The organism is Kutzneria sp. NPDC051319, assembly GCF_040682195.1.
Lineage (GTDB): Bacteria > Actinomycetota > Actinomycetes > Mycobacteriales > Pseudonocardiaceae > Kutzneria.
This window is the reverse complement of the sequence record NZ_JBFBAM010000006.1, coordinates 76,347-96,393: the sequence shown is the minus strand read 5'-3', so window position 1 is coordinate 96,393 and position 20,047 is coordinate 76,347. Positions and strand designations below refer to the sequence as shown.

The window sequence follows — 20,047 nt, the reverse complement described above, 5'->3', positions numbered from 1 at the left end:
GGGGAAGATGGGCTCGGCGAATCTGTGCGCCGAGCCCGTCTGACTTCCTACCCCTCGACGAGACCGGCCAGCGCCGACGGCAGCGGCCCCTGGTGCAGCACCCCCAGCCGTTGCGTGGCCCGGGTCAGCGCCACGTACAGCTCGGCCGCCCCACGCGGGCCGTCGGCCAGGATCCGGTCCGGATCCACCACCAGCACCGCGTCGAACTCCAGGCCCTTGGTCTCCGAGGCCGGCACCGTGCCCGGCGTCCCGGGCGGCCCGATCACCACGCTCGTGCCCTCACGGCCGGCCTCGTCCCGAACGAATTCCTCGATGGCGCCGGGAAGTTCGTCCGCGGTGACCTTCCGCGACCACGGCGCCACGCCCGAGGCGCGGACCGAGTCCGGCGGCTGGACGCCCGGCGCGAACTCGGCCAGCAGCGACGCCGCCACGGCCATGATCTCGGCCGGCGTGCGGTAGTTGACGGTCAGCGACCGGTAGGCCCAGCGGTCGGCCGCATACGGCTTCAGCATCTCCCCCCAGGTGGTGGCGCCGTACACCGACCGGCGCTGCGCGAGGTCGCCGACGATGGTGAACGACCGGTTGGGGCAGCGCCGCATCAGCACCCGCCAGTCCATTTCGGACAGCTCCTGGGCCTCGTCCACCACCACGTGCCGGTAGGTCCAGTCACGGTCGGCGGAGGCCCGCTCGGCCAGGTCCCGGGTGTCGACCTCGTCCTGGCGCTCGGCCAGCGACATGGCGTTGACCACGTCCTTGGCCAGCAGCGAGTAGTCGTCGGAGATCTCCTCGCGGTCCATCTCCAGCATGCCCATGACGGCCTCGGCGTACTCGGCCGCCTCACGCTGCGTGCGGGCCGCGACCGCCGCGGCCGCGCGGTCGGCGGTCTTGTCCCGGCCGAGCAGGTCCACCAGCTCGTCCAGCAGCGGCACGTCCGACACCGTCCACGCGTCGCCCTGCGCCCGGTACAGGGCGGGGTCCGCGCCGGCCCGGCCCAGCCGCGCCTTGGACTCGTACAGCGGCTGCAACAGGGACTGCGGGGTGAGCATCGGCCACAGCGCGTTCAGCGCGTCCGTGAACCGCTCGTTCTCGGCGAGCTGCTTGGTCAGGTGCCGGCGCTGGCTCTCCCACTCCTCCTTGTCGCTGCGGGACAGCCAGCCCTTGGTCAGCCGGCCCAGCGCCCGCTCGGTCAGCACGTAGGTGATGATGTCGGTGAACACGTCGCGGGCCTCGTTGTGCGGCAGGTCGGCGGCCCGCGCCTCCTCGATCGCCCACTCCGCGACCGAGGCGTCGATCCGCAGCGTGATGCCCGACAGCTCGATCGGGATCGGCTCCTCCGGCACCTGCTGGCGGTCGGCGATGGCCGCCTTGAGCACGCCCACGATCGCGAGAGACCCCTTGGCCCGCGCCGCCTCCGGCGTGTCCTCGGCGGTGACCCGCAGGCCCGGCACGTAGTCCCCGGGCGTCACGAACACCACGTCGGACTCGCCCAGCGACGGCAGGACCCGGCTGATGTGGTTCAGGAAGGCCGGATTGGGGCCGACCACGAGGACGCCGTGGCGTTCCATCCGCTCCCGCTGCGTGTACAGCAGGTAGGCGACGCGGTGCAGCGCCACCACGGTCTTGCCGGTGCCCGGGCCGCCCTCGATCACCAGCACGCCCGGGTTGTCGAGGCGGATGATCTCGTCCTGCTCGGACTGGATCGTCGCCACGATGTCCCGCATGCCCTCGCCACGCGGGGCGTTGACCGCCGCCAGCAGGGCCGCGTCGCCGCTGGCGTCGTCGCCGGGGCGGCCGAGGTCCTCGTCGGTGAACTCGACGATCCGCCGGCCGCGGGTGTGGAACTGGCGCCGGCGGCGCATGCCCTCCGGGTTGGCCCCGGTGGCCACGTAGAACGGCCGCGACGCCGGGGCCCGCCAGTCCTGCAGCACCGGCCGGTAGTCGTCGTCCTCGTCGAACAGGCCGAGCCGCCCGATGTACAGGCGTTCGCCCTGCTGGGTGTCGAGCCGGCCGAAGCACAGCCCGTTGTCGGCGACGTCCAGGCGCTTGGCCTCGCGGCCCATCGCCCGCACCTCGTCGTCCCGCTCCAGCGCCGTGCCGCCCGTCCCCAGCAGCGCGGCCTTGTGCCGGGCCTTCACCCGCACGCGCTCGGCGTCCAGGCGCGCGTAGAGGTCGGCCACGTACTCCCGCTCGGACCGCAATTCGTCCTCGTACCCCTGAGTTGACACAAGCCCCTCACAGTGCCTAAACTGAAAACTACAGTCGGCGGTACCACACATCTTCGTGTGGATACGCCGATTTTTTATTGTCCATGCCGTGTCAACCCAGCACGATTTTCGCGGCCGTCGCCGCCCCATCGGTGGGAATTGTCGCAGCGACAGCGGCGGCCCTCTTCTTCGAAGCCAGGGCGGTGCCCAGCGCCTCCGCCAAGGATTCCACGGTCGGCGCCGGACCGTCGTGCGCCGCGCCGATGCCCAGCTCCGCCACCCGGCTCGCCCAGTGGGGCTGGTCCGCGCCCTGCGGCACCACCACCTGCGGCGTGCCGGCCCAGGCCGCCGTCACGGTCGTGCCCGCTCCCCCGTGGTGCACCACGGCCGCCGACCGGCGGAACAGGGCCTGGTGGTTGGCCTCGCCCGTGACGAAGCAGTCGTCGCCGGCCGATTCGAGGTCGGCCCAGCCGCGGGACAGCACCATGCGGCGGCCGTGCCGGCGGACCGCCTCCACCACGACTTCGCCCAGGTCGGTCGCCTGGTGCATGGGCATGCTGCCGAAGCCCACGTAGACCGGCGGCTCGCCGCCGTCCAGGAAGCGGGCGAGGTCCGCCGGCAGCGGCCGCTCGTCGGGCAGCAGCCACGCCCCCGTCTGCACGACCTGGAGCTCGGCCTCCCGCCACGGGCTCAGCACCGGATTCGCCGCCAGCAACGGCCGATCGGTGATCACGTAGTCGCGGACGTCGTCGACCTCCGGCAGGCCGAGGCGGGCCCGGTCGTTGTTGACGGCCGCCCCGAACAGGAGGTTGATGCTGTCGCGGTCCCAGTCCCACATGGCCGGGATGTCCGCGCCCGCCGGGAACGGCCGGCCGACGTAGGCGATCGGCGGGTGGTATGGCGACGGCAAGGTGAGCTGCTGGAACGTCGCGTAGACGTACCGGAGACCCAGCTTCTCCGCCACCGTCCTCGCCCCCGCACAGGCCGGCATCACCCCCGACGCCACCACCGCGTCGGCCCCGTCGGCCGCCTTGAGCAGCACCTCGTGCTGGTTGGCGATCACCTCCGCCGCCCGCCGCGGCAGGTCCGGCGGGCCTTGCCTCGTCGCCGCCGGCCGCACCTCCTGCCCGAACGGCGCCATCGCCACGCCCATGCCGGCCAGCCGCCGCTGGAACTCCTTGTCCGGCGGCAGGCACACCGTCACGTCCGCCCCCTGCTCGCGCAGCCGAACCGCCAGCGCCGCCAACGGCTCCACGCCGCCGCGCGAGTCGAATCCCGTCACTACTACACGCACCTGGTTTTCCCCCGTTTTTCGCCGAGTACGACGGCGATTCTGCGGCAGGACCCGGGTCTTGCGGCAAGACCCCCGGTGCGCTATAAGTTGATAGTGGCGGGGAGATCCCCGCCCTTATTTTTGGGCAAATGCCAGCAGATCCTCGTTCAGGCGCTGGGTGTGCGTGAGAAACAGGGCGTGCGCCGCGTCGCTGTAGACCGTCAACTCGGCCCCGGGGATCAGCTCCGCCGTGATCCGCCCGCACAGGTCCAGCGGCGCCGACACATCGTGCTCACCGTGCACCACCAGCGCCGGCACCGTGATCTTGGGCAGCTCCGGCCGGAAGTCGGCGGTCATGTTCGTTTCCACGCAACCGATCGCCGCGTGCAGGTCGACGCTCATGCACTCCCGGACCACCCAGTCCTTGGTCGCCTGGGGCAACTCCCCACCGAAAAACGGCTCGGCGTTCTCATCGACCCATCCGCCGAAGTCGGTCCGCAGCCGGGCCAGCAACTCGTCGCCGGCGGTCGCCGGAATGCCGTCCGGGTTGTCGGGCCGCTGCCGCAGGCACGGCACCGTCGAGCCGACCAACACGATCTTCGCCACGCGGCTCTCGCCGTGCCGGGTCAGGTAGCGCACGATCTCGCCGCCGCCCATCGAGTGCCCGACCAGCATGACACCGGTCAGGTCGAGGTGCTCGATCAGCGCCGCCAGGTCGTCGGCCAGCGTGTCGAAGTCGTAGCCCGTGCCGGGATCGTCCGACCGGCCGTGGCCGCGACGGTCGTAACCGATCGCGCGGAAACCATTGTCCGCCAAGTGGTGCATCTGGTACTGCCACATGCTGCTGCTCAGCGCCCAGCTCGTCACGAACACCACCGGCCGGCCGGCGCCCTGGTCGCGATAGAAAATCCCGTTCACGTAAGGCATCTTGTCCCCCTTGCTCTCGTTGACGAGGGCAATCCTGCTGGGGGACGGCCGGTTTGGCCATTACGTCTCGGGTAACGGATCCCGCCCGATGGCCAGGCCGATGATCGTGATCACGGCGGTGACGGCGACGTAAGCGGCCAGCGCCGGCCAACTTCCGGTCCACGCCAACAAGGCCGTGAACAACAGCGGGGCGAGGGCGCCGCCGATGACGCCGGCGAGGGTGTAGGCCAGCGAGCTGCCGGTGTAGCGCAGCCGCACGGAGAACTGCTCGGCGACAAAGGCGCCCTGCGGGCCGTACATCGCGGAGTGGATCAGCAGCGCGACGATCACGCCGACGAACACCCACAGGACGGATTTCCCGGCCACCGCGGGGAAAAAGATCAGCGGCCAGATCGCGGCGGCGATGGCGGCGACGAGGTAGACCTTGCGACGGTTGACGCGGTCCGACAGAGCGCCGAAGGCCGGAATGGCCACCACCTGCAACGCCGAACCGACGAGCACGGCGGCCATACCGACAGCGCGGGGCATGCCGAGCTGCTGGATGTAGGTGAGCACGAAGACCGTGAACAGCGCGTAGTGCACGTCCGGGCAGACCCGGGCCAGCACGGCGGCGAGCAGGCCTTTCCGCTCCTGCTTGAACAGTTCGGTGACCGGGGCGCTCGGGCGTTCGTTGCGCTCGGCCAGCTCGCGGAAGATCGGCGTCTCCTCCAGCCGTACACGGATCCACAGGCCGAAGGCGATCAGCAAGGCGGACAACAGGAACGCCACCCGCCAGCCCCACGACTGGAACTGCTGCTCGGTCAGCGCGACGCCGAGGATGGCCAACACGCCGTTGGCCAACAGGTTTCCGACCGGCGGACCGACCTGCGCGGCCGAGGCCCAGAACCCGCGCCGCTCCGGCTCGCCGAACTCGCTGGACAGCAGCACCGCGCCGCCCCACTCGCCGCCGATGCCCACGCCCTGCACGAAACGCAGGCACACCAACAGGATCGCCGCCGTGCCGCCGATGTCGGCGTAGGTCGGCAACACTCCGATGAGGACGGTCGCCAAGCCGGTGAGCAGCAGAGTGCTGACCAGCACCCGTTTCCGGCCGATGACGTCGCCGAGCCGACCGAACACCACCCCGCCGAGGGGGCGGGCGACGTAGCCGACGGCGTAGGTGGAGAACGCCAGCATGGTCGCGGTCAGCGGATCGCCGCCGGGGAAGAACAGCGTGCCGAAGATGGTGGCCGCGGCGACCGAGTACGCCGCGAAGTCGTACCACTCCAGGGAGGTCCCGGACAGGCTCGCGGCGAAGGCCCGCCACAGCGCCCTTCGGTCAACAGCGGTGTCAGCCATGTGGCATATTCTATGTATACAAGATGCATGCGCAAGGGAGAAGTCGTGAGCGAACTGACGTTTGAGCTGGTCAACGGCCAGAAAGTCACCGTGTTCGTGCGGTCCGCGCTGAACGGCGGCTACGCCGGACGCAGCCAGGACGACGTCGCCGCGCACGTCGCCGAGCTGGCCGAACTCGGCGTGCCCGCGCCGACCACCACGCCGTGCCTCTACCCCGTGGCGCCCTATCTCGTCAGCCAGGCCGACTCCGTGCCCGCCCAGCACGGGCACACCTCCGGCGAGGCCGAGTGGGCCATGATCGTCACTCATGACGACGTGCTGTTGACCGTCGCCTGCGACCACACCGACCGCGACCTCGAAGTGCACGGCGTCGCCTGGAGCAAGCAGGCCGCGCCGGACATCGTCGGCCGGCAGGCCTGGCGGCTGTCCGACGTCGCCGACCGCATCGACTCCCTGACACTCACCGCCTGGGTCAGCGACGGCGAGTCGTGGACCGAGATCCAGCGCGGCACCCTCGCCGAGCTCCTCACCCCGCAGTACTGGCTCGACGCGCTGCGCTCCCGCGACCTGCTGGCGCCCGGCACCGTCCTGTTGTCCGGCACCATCCCCATGCACCCCGGCGTCGACCAGTTCGGCGCCTCCTGGCGCGTCGAGCTGGGCGATCCCGCCACCGGCGCCGTCATCCGCTGCCAGTACGACGTCCGCCGCCTGCCGGAACCGGTCGCGTAAGCGCGTCCTTTCGGGCGGCCGGAGTACCCGGGTCCCCGGCCGAGGCATCATCATCATTCTCGACCCCGACGACTCTGGAGCCGAGATGGATCTCAAGCGCTTCTTCTTCCGGCAGGCGCGCAAGGCCGAGGTCGGCGCCTTCCACGTCGTGGAGACCAAGGTGAAGGCGGCCAGCACCACCGCCCTGGTCACCAGCTTCGTGATGGACCTGGTGGCCAAGTACGTGTTCCCCGACGGCGTGCCCGGCTGGGCCACCGCCGTGATCAGCGGCGCCGTGGTCGGCGGCCTCACCTTCGCCGCCGGCTGGCTGGCCAAGCACACCCCGCGCCTGCCGGCGGAGACCGCCACCGCTCCCCCGGCGGCCCCGGCCGCCTAGATCGCGTCCAGGGCGCGCAGGAACGCCTCCTCGCTCACCACCGCCACGCCCAGCTCCCGGGCCTGCTTGGCCTTGCCCGACAGGGAATCCGGGTCGGCGGCGGCGACCACCCTGGTCTTGCCGCTGACCGAACCGGTGACCCGCAGCCCGGCGGCCACGGCCCGTTCGACGATCTCCTCCCGGGCCCGTCGCATGGTGCCCGTGAGCACGATGCGGTCCCCGGGCCGCAGCACGAGGCCGCCGACCGTCACCTTGGAGTCCCCGGTCTTCTCCTGCGCGAGCACCCGCTCCGCTTCGCCGGCGTCCAGCCCGAGCAGCGTCGCCACCGTCTGCACGTCACGGCGTTCGTCCTCGGTCAGCACGCCGTCCGCCCACGCCGCGCGGGCCAGTTCGCGCAGGTAGCTGTGGTGCACCGCGAGCGCCTCCGACCGGTGCAGGCCGAGGTCGTCGGCCAGTGCGATCAGCGCGTCCGCCTCCGACGCCGAGATCCGCCGGTCCAGCAACGCCGCGTCCAGCATGGCGAAGTACGCGTCGACCATCGGCTCCTGGTCGCGCGACATCCGCTCCACCAGCCGGGCCAGGAAATGCGGTTCGACATGCCCGATGGGCGTGCGCCGGAACGGCGCGACAACACCTGTTGTCAACGCCGGCCACGGCCAGCCCACGGTGCGTCGGTGCTGCTCGGTCGTCCGCACGGCTTCGGGGCGGGTGGCCAGGATGTGCCGCAGCAGAGCCGCGGCCGCCATGTGGATCGCCTGCGGCCCGAGGTCGCGTTCCGGGTTGAGCAGCGTGCACCACTCGTCGGTCACCGTGCCGTCCGCGTCCACGTGGATGACGGCAATCTCCGCGATCCGGTGCCGGAAACCCGGCAACAGCCCGGTCGTCTCCGTGTCGATCACCGCGTACGTCACAGCGGCAGGCGCTTCGCCTCGGCGGTGAGCACGGCGGACAGCCAGGAGGGCGGCAGCGGCTCGGGAGCGCCGTGGGCCGCGCGGACGGGCCGGCTCCGGCCCTTCACCTGCTCGGTCTCCAGCCACAGGCCCACGAGCCAGCGCAGCAGCCGGGACGCGGTCTGCGCCGCCGCCTGCGCGGCGGTGGCGCGGGAGGCGGCGTGGAGGCCGGACAGCCGCCGCAGGGCGTCGAAGTCGGGCGGAATCACGTCGAAGTCGCGGATCCAGTGCATCGGGCCGTCCAGGCGGGCGAAGGCGTGGCGACGGGCGACGGTCTCGCGGAAGCTGTCGATCGGCGAGAAGACCTGCGCGGTCCACCAGGGGCCGGTGTCGAGGCCGGCGACGCCGGTCAACCGGGTCATCAGCACGGGCACGTCCTCCGGGTCGCACGAGGTGATCGCACGCCGCTCCAGCAGGGCCAGCACGCGGCGTGCGGCCTCGACGTCACCGAACACCTCGGCCTGCGGGAAGGTCCACCAGCCGGTGGGCGAGCCGTGCGGATCGACGTGCCAGATCACGATCTCGTCGCCGGCCGCACCGGGCCCCAGCGCCACCACCGCGCTGCCCGGCGCGGACAGCTCCGCCGGCGCCGCGCCGACGACGGCGATGTCGTCGAGCACTTCGGTCATGGTCCCCTCCACACAGATCAAGAACGACCATCCATCCGTCAAAGGACACGGAGCGTTACATTCCGCAGCTCCAACCGACCGGGAGGCCGCACGGGCGTTGCTCCGACCGCTACCCTCTCTCCCCGAAAGTTGACGGAGGAGCTGATGTGAGGCCGTTAGGGACGTCCGACCCGGTGGCAGTGGGCCAGTACCGGACCATTGCCCTGCTGGGGCGGGGCAGAACGGGTCGGGTGTTGCTGGGCGTCGCGCCGGACGGGCGGCTGGTGGCGCTGCGGCTGCTGCATCCGGCGCTCGTGCGGGACGAAGGGTTCCGCCGCGAGGTGATGACGGCGCGTGAGGTCACGGGCCCGAACACCGCGCCGATCGTCGACCGGGATCTGGACGCGCCGGTGCCGTGGGTGGCGACGGTGTTCGTGGCCGGCCCGTCGCTGCGGCAAGCCGGCCGGCTGCCGGCGGAGTCGGTGCTGGTCCTGGCGGCGGGCATGGCGGCGGCGCTGGCCGAGATCCACGGCGCGGGCCTGCTGCACCGCAACCTGAACCCGGCCAACGTGCTGCTCGGCGAGGACGGCCCCAAGGTCGTCGACTTCGGCCTCACGCACGGCCCCGGCCTGGCCGGTTCCCCCGGCTTCATCGCGCCCGAGCAGGCGGCCGGCCAGCCGTCGTCCTGGGCCAGCGACATCTTCGCCTACGGCACGGTGCTGTACACGGCGGCGACCGGCAGGAGCCCCTTCGCGGCGGGCACACCGCAGCAGACGCTGACCAACGTCATGCAGCTGGAGCCGGACCTCACGCCGGTGCCGGACACCCTGCGCTGGATCATCGGCCCCTGTCTGTCCAAGGACCCGGCCCGCCGCCCCGCGCCCGGCCAGATCCTGGAGGCCATCGGGCACCAGCAGATCCACCCGTGGCCGCAGGCGGTGCAGGACATGATCGCCCGCCGCAAGGCCGAGGCCGCCCGCACGGTCAGCGAGCCGCCGGCGCCGGGCACGCCGCCGCCGACCGTGGAGACGCCGGAGGCGCGGCGCAAGACCGCCACCATCGTCGGCGCGGTCATCGTGTTCACGGTCTTCGTGACGGCCCTGGCCGGCGTGCTGCTGGCCTTCGGCGGCGGCCCCCGCACGGACGCGGCGACGACCACCAGCAAGGCCCCGCCGGTGACGACGCAGGTCCTGCCGACCACGACAACGACGACCACCACGACCACAACCACCACGACGACGACGTCCGCGCTGACCGCCCTCCAGGCCGGCGTCTGGTACACGATCACCAACACCGCGACCGGCAAATGCGTGGACGCGTCCGGCGGCGGCCGGAAGGACGGCACCCCGGTGGTGTCGTACACCTGCGCGTACGGCAAGGACAACCAGCAGTGGCAGTTCATCCCCACCGCCAACGGCTTCTTCCGGGTCGCCAGCCGCCGCGCCCCGGCGCTCGGCCTCGACGTCGAGGGCGGCGCGGGCGCGGTCGCGGACGGCACGCACGTGCAGCTGTGGACCTACGGCGGCGGCACCAACCAGCAGTGGAAGCCCGTCGACCAGGGTAACGGCGCCTTCGAGCTGGTCGCCCAGCACAGCAATGCCTGCCTGGACGTGACCGGCGGGTCGAGCGCGGACAACACCCGGCTGCAGCAGTTGCAGTGCACCGGCGGGCCGAGCCAGCTTTTCGCGGTGACACCGGCACAATAGGGGCCATGACTCCAGACCTCGTCGAGTTGCTGCGGACGGGCCGGTTCGCCGAGGTCCACGAGCTGCTGGCGCCCCAGCTGCGGCCGCTCGCGTCGCCGGAGGCGTTGGAGGCGGCGTGGACAGCCGCGCTGGCCGAGAACGGCGCTCTGGTTTCCACCGGCGCGCCGGCCACCGAGCAGGGCGTGACGCGGGTGCTGCTGGAGTTCGAGCGCGGGCGGATGACGCTGGTGACGGCCGAGGGGCCGGACGGCCTGGCCGGGCTCCAGCTGGCCCCGGCCGGCGCAGCGGAGCCGATGGCTCCGTGGGAGCCGCCGTCCTATGTGGATACTTCTACGTTCGAAGAGCAGGACGTCGCGTTGCACGGGGTGGAAGGCACGCTCAGCCTGCCCTTCGTGAGCGGCCCGGCCCCGGCGGTGGTGCTGCTCAGCGGCTCGGGGGCGCACGACCGTGACGAGACGATCGGGCGCAACAAGCCGCTCAAGGACGTCGCGTGGGGCCTGGCCAGCCGGGGCATCGCGGTGCTGCGCTTCGACAAGGTCACGTACGGGATGACGTCGGCCCCGGCCGATTTCACCGTGTACGACGAGTACGCGCCGGCCGCGCTGTCAGCGTTCGCGCTGCTGCAGGAGCGCGCCGACATCGGCCCGGTCTACCTGCTCGGCCACAGCCTCGGCGGCACGATCGCGCCCCGCATCGCCGCCGTCGAACCGGCGATCGCCGGCCTGATCCTGCTGGCCGGCGCAGCGCAGCCGCTGCACTGGGCGACGGTGCGCCAACTCCGGCACATCGGCGCGGCCGAGACGACGATCGAGGCCATCACCCAGCGGGCGCAGATGGTTGACAGTCCGGAGCTTTCCGCCGACACCCCCGCCGCCGAGCTGCCGTTCGGCGTGCCCGCCCCGTACTGGCTGGACCTGCGGGATTACGACGCGCCGGCCACCGCCGCCCGCCTGGACGTGCCGATGCTCATCCTCCAGGGTGGCCGCGACTACCAGGTCACCGTCGACGACGACCTCGCGCTGTGGCAGGCAGAACTAGCGAACCGTTCCAACGTGACGGTCCGCGTGTACGAGGCCGACAACCACATGTTCACGCCGGGCAGCGGCCCGTCGACGCCGGCAGAGTACGAGCCGGCGCAGCACGTGGATCCCGAAGTGGTGGCCGACATCGCGGACTGGCTCACTGGCTGACCAGTCCCCCGTCGACCGCCAGCGCCTGTCCCGTCACGAACGACGCCTGGTCGGCCAGCATCCACGCCGCCGCCTCGGCGATCTCGCGTGGATCGGCCGGGCGGTTGATCGGCTGCATGGCGGCGATCTGCTGCTCGGTGACCACGCCGGTGGCCACGACCTGGTGGTACATCCCGGTTTTCACCGTGCCGGGGCAGATCGCGTTCACGCGGACACCCTGTGTGGCGTACTCCAACGCCGCCGCCTTGGTCAGGCCGATGACGCCGTGTTTCGCCGCCACGTAAGCGGAAAGTCCGAGCCCCATGCCGACCAGGCCGGCGGTCGAGGAGGTGTTCACGATCGCCCCGCCGCCGATGGTCAGCATGTGGCGGATCTCCGCCCGCATGCACAGCCAGACGCCCATCAGGTTGGCGTCCATCACCCGGTCCCAGTTGACCCGGGTCGACTCCGCCACCGACTCGAACGCCCCGTCCACGCCGGCGTTGTTGAAGGCCCCGTCGAGCCGGCCGTAGGCGTCGACCGCCGCCTCCACCATGGCCGCCACATCGTCCTCTTTGGACACGTCGGCGACGAAGGGCAGGCCGCCGAACAACTCCGCGGTCTCCTTGCACGTGTCGCCGTCGATGTCGACGAGCAGCAGCCGCGCCCCGTGCCCGGCGAACACCTCCGCCGCGGCCCGGCCGATGCCGGAGCCCGCACCGGTGATCAGCACCGACTTTCCGTCAAGCATGGGTCACCCGTTTCTCAAGTGGACGGTCATGGGCAGCCGGTCGAGATGCACGATGCTGCTGACCACGGTCCGCGGCCGGTAGCGCGCGGACAGCGTGAGCCTGCGGTCGGCCACGATCGCGGCGAGAGTGATCTTCATCTGCGTCCAGGCGAAGTGGTCGCCGATGCACTGCCGGTTGCCCAGGCTGAACGGGATGAACGCGCGCTGCATCTCCTCGGTCGCGGCGTCGCCGAGCCAGCGGTCGGGGTTGAACCGCAACGGTTCCGTGAAGATCTTGCCGTTGCGGTGCATCGCCGCCGGGCTGTAGATCACCTCGCTGCCGGCCGTGATGTCCACTCCGCCGAGGATCGTGGGCCGCACGGCCCTCCGCATCAGCAGCCACAGCGGATGGTGCAGCCGCAGGGTTTCCTGCACGAAGGCGTCGATGAAGGGCATCCGCTCCTGATCGCCACCGGCCGCGTCGACCTCTTCTTCCATGCGCCGCCGCAGATCCGCGTTGACGCCCAGCTCGTACAGGGCCCAGACCAGCGAGGTCGCCGGCGTCTCGATACCGGAGATCAGCAGGGTCATCACCTGGTCCCGGATCTCCGCGTCCGACATCGTGGCGCCGGTCCGGGCGTCCTGGGCGTTCATCAGCGAGGACACGAAGTCCCCGAGATCGCCGTGCTTGTCCCGATACGCCGCCACCAGCCGCTGAGCCGCGTTGTGGAGGTTGTCGCAGGCCGCGTCGAACCGCCGGTTCACCCCGACCGGGATGCGCGTGAAGAAGTCGGGCAGCACGGTCCGTGCGCCCAGCCCCTGCACGAGCGTCGGCAGCTGATCCCGGGCCACCCGCACGACCTCGCGTGCCTCCGGGGCGCGGAACATGGTGCCGCCGATGACCTCCGTCATCAGCACGTGTATCTCGCGCTCGACGTTGAGCGTGTCGCCCGGCCGCCACGAGGCGACGTGCTGGCGCGCGATGTCGCCGATCATCTCCACGTAGCGCGCGATTTCCGCGCGGTGGAACGCCGGCTGCACCATGCGGCGCTGCCGGTTGTGCTCGGCGCCCTCGGCCGTGAACAGGCCGTCGCCGACGTACGGCCGCGCCTTCTCGAAGATCCGCCCGCGGTCGAAGTTCTTGGGCTCCAACAGCATCGAGCGCACCAACTCCGGCGAGTTGAGCACGAGGAACGAGCGGGTGCCGATGCGGAGCCGCACGACGTCGCCGTGCGGCTGCAACGAGACCAGGTAGCCCAGGCGGTCCTCGCCCAGCAGCGACAGGGAGTGCCCGAGCAGCGGCAGGTTGCCCGGCGCGGTCGGCACTGTTCGGGGCATGAGCATGGTCACGATGTCATCTCCAGCAGGTCGTCCACATAGGACTCGTCGTCGACGAAGCGAATGGTGTCCGTGCGGTCCCAGGCCTCCATGCCGGCCGCCCACGACTGCATGTCCAGCGCGCACCGCATGACCCGCTCGGGATCGTGCACGTCGAGTTGCCTCATGACACCCGGCAATTCGTTCAGCGCCGTGACATGGTCCTCGACCCGGGCCACGATGCGGTCGGCGACGGCGGCCACGGCCCGCTGCTCGCCCAACTGCTGATGGTGGTCGAGCACCGTGACGAAGTTGATCGGGTCGCCCTGTTCCTTGTGCAGCGAGTGGATGTCGTTGATCCAGCACATGATGTCGGCCGTGCCGAGCACCAACGTCTGGTACTGCGGCGTTTCGTACAGCGCGTCCGGCACCGTGGCGCCCTCGACCATCTCCACCAGGTCGAGCGTCGGCAGCACCGTCGACGCGTCCCGCCGGACCGCGATGTAGTCCGCTATCTCGGGAACCGTCGCGGTGAAACGGTAGAAGTCCTCCCGCAGGTGCCCGGTGAGCCAGCGGTCCAGGTTCTCACGGAACCTCGGCGCCCAGTAGGCGGGACGGCCCGGCAGCGTGCGGCCCAGCAGGTTGCGCAGGGCGATCAGCAGCGGATGATGATGGTACGGCGTCGGTTCCGGGTCGCCCGCGATCGTGTGCCGCATGCTGGCGACCAGTTCTTCGTACTGCGCCAGGCGATTCGTCGTGACGGCGATGTCCTGCTGGTCGTCGGTGATGAAGAAGAAGCTGTTCCAGTCGGTGATCAGTCCGACGCCGTCGAGCCGCGCGTACGGGCAGAGGGTGGCCATGATCCGTCCGTAGCCCAGGGCATGGAACTTCGCGACCACCTCGGGTGTGCGCAGCAGCCCGAACTTTCGGCACCACTGCTCCGTGAGCTCCTGGAGCCGCGTCGTCTGCGGGTGGGTCGCGGTGGCGAACGGCAACCGCAGGTCCGGCCGCATCAAGCCGTGGCCCTTCTGCGCACGGTCATCGGCAGGCGGCTCGGCCTGATCAAGGCGCTGGCCACCTCGCGAACCTCCGTTCCTGGCACCAGTTCCGCCCGCCACCTGGCACAGATCACCGCCGTCATCATGGTCAGCTCGGTGGTGGCGAAGATCTTGCCGATGCACTGGTAGGCGCCGGCCGCGAACGGGATGTAGGCGTTCTTGGGCAACTTCGCCGCTTTCTCCGGCAGCCACCGGTCCGGATCGAAGCGCTGCGGGTCCGGGAACCAGCGGGCGTCGTGGTGCAGCAGGTACGGGCTGTAGATCATCTCCGCGTCGGCCGGGATGGTCAGGCCGCCGGCCGAGGTCTCCTTCAACGTCCGACGGGAGAACAGCAGCGGCGTCCGCAGCCGCAGGACCTCGTTGATCACGCGCCCGAGGTACTCCAGCTTCGGCAGATCGTCGAACTCCGGCGGCCGTCCGCCGAGGATCTCGTCGAGCTCGGCCCGCACGCGCTCGGCCACCTGGGGGTTGCGGCCGATCTCGTACAGAACCCAGCCCAGCGTCGCGCCCGGCGCCTCGATACCGGTCAGCGCCAGAGTCATCACCTGCGCGTGCAGTTCCTTGTCCGACAACGGCTTTCCGTCATCGTCGTGGACCGCCAGCAGCGCCGACAGCACGTCGCCCCGGTCCTCGCCGGCCGCCCGGTAGGCGTCGATCACCTCGGCGATGGCGTTGTTCATCCTGGCCATCGCCTTGCGGAAACGGATGTTGCCCGGCGTCGGCACTCGCTCCCAGGCCGGCGGCAGCACGATCCGCTTGAGCAGGCTGTGGGTCAGCTCGCGCATGCCGTGCTTGATCGCCTCCGCCGTCTCTTCCGTTGCCGTGAACCGGAACAGGCTGCGGGTCAGCGCCGTGAGCGCCAGGTCGTCCATCGCCTCGTCGGCCTGGATGACCTCGCCGTCATGCCACTTCTGGACGGCTTCCTCCGCCGCCGTGCGCATGATCGTCGAATATTCGACGAGGCGCTCCCGGCTGAACACCGGTTGCAGCAACGTCCGCAGCCTTCGGTGCTCGTCGCCCGAGGCCGTCGCGATGCCCTCGCCCAGGCCGGGCTTGAGCCGTTCGAAGCACAGGCCCCGCTTGTAGTCGATGTCGCCCGGCACCAGCACGTCCCGCACGGCGTCCGGGTGCGCCACCACGTACACCGGCAGCGTGCCGAACCGGATCTTCACCACCGCGCCGTATTTGGCCAGTCCTGGCAGGAATCCCAGCGGTGATCGCAGGATCGGCACGATGTGCCCCAGCAGCGGCCACCCGCCCGGCGCCTCCGGCGCCGGCCTGTCCACAGTGGAGGGACTCCCTCCCCGTCGTGCTACAGCGACTTCGCGCGCCAAAGATCCCATGTCTCCATTTGTGCATCGAGGGCCAAGCCGGAACCAGGCCACTGACCGCTTGGCACCCCACGAGCGAACGTTCGACCACCCCCACCCGGACAACCGCCACCCCCCGACCAGAACCACCCCCGCGAGTCCCGCCCAGCGTCACACCGAAACCCGCCGGCGAGCAGAACTGAGCCTCAGGTCTTGCTTCTGCCCGAAACCGTGTTTCGGTGTGACGGAGAGCGGGACTCGCCGGGGTGGCTTGACTCGGCGAAGTGTGAGTGGTTTATTACTCCTATGCCTCGGACTCGACCACGAACCCTCTCCACCTCGGAGGAACGACGGGAGACGGTGCTGCGCACGGCCGTCGAGACCTTCGCCAGCCGTGGCTACTACGGCACCACCACCACCGAGGTCGCGACTCGGGCCGGCATCTCGCAGGCGTACGTCTACCGCCTGTTCCCCAACAAGGAGGCCCTGTTCCTGGCCGTGGTCGAGCACGCCTACGACCTCGTCCGCGAGAGCCTCGCCCACGGCGCCGCCGCCGCGCCCAGCACCACCCCGGCCGACGTCCTCTACGCCATGGGCGACTCGTACGCCCGGCTCATCCAGGACAAGAACCTCATGCTCATCCAGCTCCACGCCCAGGCCGCCGCCGTCGCCGAACCCTCGGTCCGCGACACCGTCCGCGCCGGCTATGCCCGCGTCGTCGAGTACGTCCGCAGCACCTCCGGCGCCACCGAGCCCGAGATCCAGCAGTTCTTCGCCACCGGCCTGCTGTGCCACCTCATCGTCGCCATCGACGCCGACCAGGTGGACACCCCCTGGGCCAGAACCCTCTCCGCCGGCATCCGCCACTACTGACCCACCGGTCGACGGCAGCCCCGATCCCCCAGTCGGCTACCCCCGCCCTCCAGTCCGTCCGACCTGCATCTCTAGCCCGCAGCCCCAGCCCCACCCGCTCCCCCGGCCTGGCCGCCCAGCCCTTCACCCCAACCCCGTCACCCAGGCCCCCTTTCACCCGCCCGATTCGCCCTCTTTTCGCCCGCTTAGTGAGTGGTTAACCACTCAATACATCTCAGGAGCCCGTTATGAGCGTCACCGTCACCGAGATCGTCCTGCCCGGCAAGGTCGAGCCGGAGGGCCTGGAGAGCCGCTCGCGCAGCCTGCCGGCCCCGGCCGCCGGTCAGGTGCTGGTGCGCATGGAGGCGACCGGCGTCTCGTTCGCCGAGCAGCAGATGCGCCGCGGCAAGTACTACGACCAGCCGGCGTTCCCCTTCGTGCCCGGCTACGACATGGTCGGCACGGTCACCGCGGCCGGCCCGGACGTCGACCCGGCGCTGGTCGGAACCCGCGTCGCGGCGCTGACCAAGGTCGGCGCCTGGTCCAGCCACATGCTGCTCGACGCCGCCACCGTCGTCCCCGTGCCCGAGGGCGTGTCCGCCGCCGAGGCGGAAACAGTTGTTGTCAACGGCATCACGGCGTGGCAGATGCTGCACCGCGTCGCCCGCGTCCGTACGGGCCAGACGATCCTGGTTATGGGTGCGAACGGCGGCGTCGGCTCCACGCTCGTCCAGCTGGCCCGCGCGGCCGGCATCCGCGTCATCGGCACGGCCTCTCCGCGCCACCACGACGCCGTCACGGCCCTCGGCGCCACACCCCTCGACTACCGCGCCGCCGACCTCCCGGCCCAGGTCCGCGCCCTGGCCCCGAACGGCGTCGACGCCGTCTTCGACCACGTCGGCGGGGCCGGCATCGTCGACTCGTTCCGCCTGCTCGCCGCCGGCGGCGCGCTCGTCTCCTACGGCACTGCCGCAACCCGCGACCAGGCCGGCTCGTCCAGGCTGCCGGTCCTCAAGCTGTTCGGACGCCTGGCGGTGTGGAACGTCCTGCCCAACCGCCGCCGCGCCTCGTTCTTCAACATCTGGACCGGCTCCCGCAAGCCCGAGGCCTTCCACCGCCGCCTGCGCGAGGACCTCACCGCGGTCTTCGCCCTCCTGGCCGACGGCACGCTCCGCCCGCAGGTGGCCGCCGAGATTCCCCTCGCCGAGGCGTCGGCCGCCCTGCGGCTGGCCGAGTCGGGCACCGTCACCGGCAAAGTTGTCCTGGTGCCGTGACTCGACGGAAGGTAGGAGGCATGGCACCCACCACACATCTGGTCCACGTCTTTCCCGACGGCCCCGGCGGCGGCAATCCCGCCCCTATCGTGCTCGACGCGGACCCCATGTCGGACGAAGAAATGCGGGAGGTGGCCCGCACTCACGGCCACGAGTCGGCCTTCGTCCTCAGCGCCGAGCCGCCGTTCGACTTCGCGCTCCGGTTCTGGGTGCCCAACCATGAGATGCCGATGTGCGGCCACGCCACCGTGGGCGCCGTGCACACCCTGCACCGGCTCGGCCTCCTGGCCAAGGACCGGCTCACCATCTCCACGCCGTCCGGCCCCGTCGAGGCCTTGATCACCGACGGAAACGTTGAGATCAGCCAGCCTCAAGGGACGGTCACCACGGCACCGACAACAGATGTTGTCAACGTCCTGGGCATCACCGCCGCCGATCTGGCCGCCCATCCGATCCAGAACGCCAGCACCTCCCGCGTGAAGACCCTGATTCCCTTGGCCAGCCCGGAGATCCTGGACGGATTGACGCCCGACTTCGCCCGCGTCCGAGAGCTGTGCGACGACCTGGGCTCCACCGGCCTCTACCCGTACGCGCAGTCGGGCGACCAGACCTTCGACGCCCGGCAGTTCCCCCGCTCCTCCGGCTACCCGGAGGATCCGGCCACCGGCATCGCCGCCGCGGCCCTCGCGTACGGCCTGCTCGAAAACCGTCTGATCGATCCGGAACGCCCCATCTACGTCCGTCAAGGCCGCGCGATGGGGCGCCCGTCCCGGATCACCCTCCGCCTCACCCCCACCAACCTGTGGCTCGGCGGCGCCGTCAGCTAACAGGTCCCGTCGATGGCGGGCAGCGCACCACCGGTCAGATAGCCCACCACGGTCCCGTCGATGCACTCGTTCCCCAGGAAAGCCCCGTGGTGAAAGGCCCCCAGCTGCGTCACCATGCGCGACCCCGTCAACGCCCGATGCATGGCCAGCTGGCCCGGATACGGCGTGACCGGATCTCCCTTGGCGGCAACCATCAACACCGGGAGTCCATTGTGGATTTCGGTGGGCGCCTCGATCGGCTGTACCGGCCAGAAGGCGCACGGCGTGATGTTGCGCGTCACCGCCCCGAAGACCGGCTCGGATGCCCGATGCGCCTCGATGTCACGGTAGTAGACCGCCGGATCGTGTGACACGGCCCGGTCGGCACAGAGGAACGGAGTCCCGGCCTGGGCGCTCACGTCATCGCCCTCGCCGTGCACGGCGGCCAGCTGGGCCGCCAGCCGATCGGTCACGGTCGGCGATCCGTCCCGCAGCTGGCGAATCTCCGCCGCGAGCTCGGTGTAATCCTCCGCTGTATCGCTTGAAACCACGCTGTACAGCAGATACGGCAGCACATGACCGTCCACTGTGTACCCGCCGGCCTTCACCGGGCCGCCCGCGACAAGCCGGTGCACCGTGGCCAGCACGTCATCGGCCGTGTCGCCGATGCCCTGTTTTCCCGCCGCCCACTCGGCGAAGTGCCGCAGCGCCGCTTCCATGGCCGGCCCCTGGGTGGTGAAGAACCCCGGCCCGTAGAGATCGGGGTCCACCGAGCTGTCCAACACGAACCGATCCGCGTGCGCACCGAACATCTGCAGGTACACCGCACCCAGGTACGTGCCGTAGGAGTCCCCGTAGTACGAGATCCGCGGCTCCCCCAACGCCAGCCGGATCGCGTCCATGTCCCGCACCACGTTCCGTGACGTGGCGTACGGCAACTCGTTCCGATGCCCGCGCACACACTGCGCGGCCAGCTTCGCCTCGAACGACACGCTTTCCTTGTAGCTGGCCAAAGTCGGTCCCGCCGACTGCTGAAACGTCACCGTCTGCCACGGGCACAACAGCGGCCCGCTCCGGCCGACGAACCGCGGATCGAAGCCGATCAGGTCGTACGCGGCACCCAGGGCCGGCGAGAACGTCCCCAGCACCGCCAGTTCCAGCCCGCTGGACCCTGGACCGCCGGGATTCAGCAGGAGAACCCCGCGCCGATGCGCCGGATCCGTGGCCTTGACCCGGGAAATGGCCACGGACATCTTCCGGCCGTCCGGCCGCCGATAGTCCATCGGCACCACGACCTCGGCGCACTGCGCGCCGTGACTGTCGAGCTCCTGGCCGATCGCGTCGTCGGGCCCGAGCGCACATCCGTGCCACTCGATGCCCGTCACCCCGGTCGTGAGCGACGCCACGGTCGCCAGAATAA

18 protein-coding genes are annotated in these 20,047 nt (G+C 70.7%); 7 read left to right on the top strand and 11 right to left on the bottom strand.

Annotation, left to right across the window (positions count from 1 at the left end; genetic code table 11):
• Positions 1–47: 47 nt before the first annotated feature.
• The 4 genes from helR to AB0M73_RS07800 all read right to left on the bottom strand — a co-directional run bounded on the left by helR (position 48) and on the right by AB0M73_RS07800 (position 5,742).
• The gene (gene helR, locus AB0M73_RS07815; RefSeq protein WP_363888273.1) at positions 48–2,225 is read right to left on the bottom strand and encodes an RNA polymerase recycling motor ATPase HelR; all 2,178 of its coding nucleotides are present in this window, start codon (positions 2,223–2,225) and stop codon (positions 48–50) included.
• A 91-nt stretch (positions 2,226–2,316) separates the two neighbouring features.
• A complete protein-coding gene (locus AB0M73_RS07810; protein ID WP_363888271.1) occupies positions 2,317–3,498 on the bottom strand; it encodes a glycosyltransferase in 1,182 nt (393 codons plus the stop codon).
• Positions 3,499–3,612: 114 nt separating this feature from the next.
• Positions 3,613–4,404: an alpha/beta hydrolase gene (locus AB0M73_RS07805; RefSeq protein WP_363888268.1), complete on the bottom strand. Its 792-nt coding sequence runs from the start codon at positions 4,402–4,404 to the stop codon at positions 3,613–3,615.
• Positions 4,405–4,464: 60 nt separating this feature from the next.
• Positions 4,465–5,742: an MFS transporter gene (locus AB0M73_RS07800; protein ID WP_043725987.1), complete on the bottom strand. Its 1,278-nt coding sequence runs from the start codon at positions 5,740–5,742 to the stop codon at positions 4,465–4,467.
• 45 nt (positions 5,743–5,787) lie between these two features.
• Between AB0M73_RS07800 and AB0M73_RS07795 the strand changes: the two genes are divergently transcribed.
• Positions 5,788–6,471 carry a DUF2848 domain-containing protein gene (locus tag AB0M73_RS07795; RefSeq protein ID WP_363888265.1) on the top strand — a complete coding sequence of 228 codons (684 nt, stop codon included), beginning with the start codon at positions 5,788–5,790 and terminating at the stop codon, positions 6,469–6,471.
• A gap of 85 nt (positions 6,472–6,556) precedes the next feature.
• Entirely contained in the window at positions 6,557–6,847 is a 291-nt protein-coding gene (locus AB0M73_RS07790; RefSeq protein ID WP_363888262.1) for a hypothetical protein, read from the top strand.
• On the opposite strand, the gene AB0M73_RS07785 is transcribed toward AB0M73_RS07790, so the two are convergent.
• Complete coding sequence (locus AB0M73_RS07785; protein WP_363888259.1) at positions 6,844–7,758, bottom strand: exonuclease domain-containing protein; 915 nt, start codon at positions 7,756–7,758, stop codon at positions 6,844–6,846. The genes AB0M73_RS07790 and AB0M73_RS07785 overlap by 4 nt on opposite strands.
• On the bottom strand, positions 7,755–8,426 hold the full coding sequence (locus AB0M73_RS07780; RefSeq protein WP_363888257.1) for a DUF6218 family protein: 672 nt from the start codon (positions 8,424–8,426) through the stop codon (positions 7,755–7,757). Before AB0M73_RS07780 ends, AB0M73_RS07785 begins: the two co-directional genes overlap by 4 nt.
• Before the next feature lie 146 nt (positions 8,427–8,572).
• Here AB0M73_RS07780 and AB0M73_RS07775 point away from each other — a divergent pair, with 146 nt between their 5' ends.
• Both AB0M73_RS07775 and AB0M73_RS07770 read left to right on the top strand, forming a co-directional pair.
• Positions 8,573–10,111 (top strand): serine/threonine protein kinase, encoded by a 1,539-nt coding sequence (locus AB0M73_RS07775; RefSeq protein ID WP_363888255.1) that lies wholly within the window; start codon positions 8,573–8,575, stop codon positions 10,109–10,111.
• Positions 10,112–10,116: 5 nt separating this feature from the next.
• Positions 10,117–11,301, top strand: a complete 1,185-nt coding sequence (locus AB0M73_RS07770; RefSeq protein ID WP_363888252.1) for an alpha/beta fold hydrolase — start codon at positions 10,117–10,119, stop codon at positions 11,299–11,301.
• Here AB0M73_RS07770 and AB0M73_RS07765 read toward each other — a convergent pair.
• Genes AB0M73_RS07765 through AB0M73_RS07750 form a run of 4 tightly spaced genes read right to left on the bottom strand, consistent with a single transcriptional unit; the run spans position 11,291 to position 15,671 of the window.
• Positions 11,291–12,031, bottom strand: coding sequence for an SDR family oxidoreductase (locus AB0M73_RS07765; protein WP_363888250.1), 741 nt, complete (start codon positions 12,029–12,031; stop codon positions 11,291–11,293). The genes AB0M73_RS07770 and AB0M73_RS07765 overlap by 11 nt on opposite strands.
• A 3-nt stretch (positions 12,032–12,034) precedes the next feature.
• Positions 12,035–13,354: a cytochrome P450 gene (locus AB0M73_RS07760; RefSeq protein WP_363888586.1), complete on the bottom strand. Its 1,320-nt coding sequence runs from the start codon at positions 13,352–13,354 to the stop codon at positions 12,035–12,037.
• Positions 13,355–13,356: 2 nt separating this feature from the next.
• Positions 13,357–14,340, bottom strand: a complete 984-nt coding sequence (locus AB0M73_RS07755; protein ID WP_363888247.1) for a hypothetical protein — start codon at positions 14,338–14,340, stop codon at positions 13,357–13,359.
• Positions 14,340–15,671: a cytochrome P450 gene (locus tag AB0M73_RS07750; RefSeq protein WP_363888245.1), complete on the bottom strand. Its 1,332-nt coding sequence runs from the start codon at positions 15,669–15,671 to the stop codon at positions 14,340–14,342. The genes AB0M73_RS07755 and AB0M73_RS07750 overlap by 1 nt, the downstream gene beginning before the upstream one ends.
• A 330-nt stretch (positions 15,672–16,001) precedes the next feature.
• Here AB0M73_RS07750 and AB0M73_RS07745 point away from each other — a divergent pair, with 330 nt between their 5' ends.
• The 3 genes from AB0M73_RS07745 (at position 16,002) to AB0M73_RS07735 (ending at position 18,648) form a co-directional block, all read left to right on the top strand.
• Positions 16,002–16,568 (top strand): TetR/AcrR family transcriptional regulator, encoded by a 567-nt coding sequence (locus AB0M73_RS07745; RefSeq protein WP_363888241.1) that lies wholly within the window; start codon positions 16,002–16,004, stop codon positions 16,566–16,568.
• Positions 16,569–16,795: 227 nt separating this feature from the next.
• The gene (locus AB0M73_RS07740; RefSeq protein ID WP_363888239.1) at positions 16,796–17,821 is read left to right on the top strand and encodes a medium chain dehydrogenase/reductase family protein; all 1,026 of its coding nucleotides are present in this window, start codon (positions 16,796–16,798) and stop codon (positions 17,819–17,821) included.
• Between the two features lie 20 nt (positions 17,822–17,841).
• Positions 17,842–18,648, top strand: a complete 807-nt coding sequence (locus AB0M73_RS07735) for a PhzF family phenazine biosynthesis protein (RefSeq protein ID WP_363888237.1) — start codon at positions 17,842–17,844, stop codon at positions 18,646–18,648.
• Here AB0M73_RS07735 and AB0M73_RS07730 read toward each other — a convergent pair.
• Positions 18,645–20,033 (bottom strand): alpha/beta hydrolase, encoded by a 1,389-nt coding sequence (locus tag AB0M73_RS07730; protein WP_363888234.1) that lies wholly within the window; start codon positions 20,031–20,033, stop codon positions 18,645–18,647. The genes AB0M73_RS07735 and AB0M73_RS07730 overlap by 4 nt on opposite strands.
• Between the last annotated feature and the right edge of the window lie 14 nt (positions 20,034–20,047).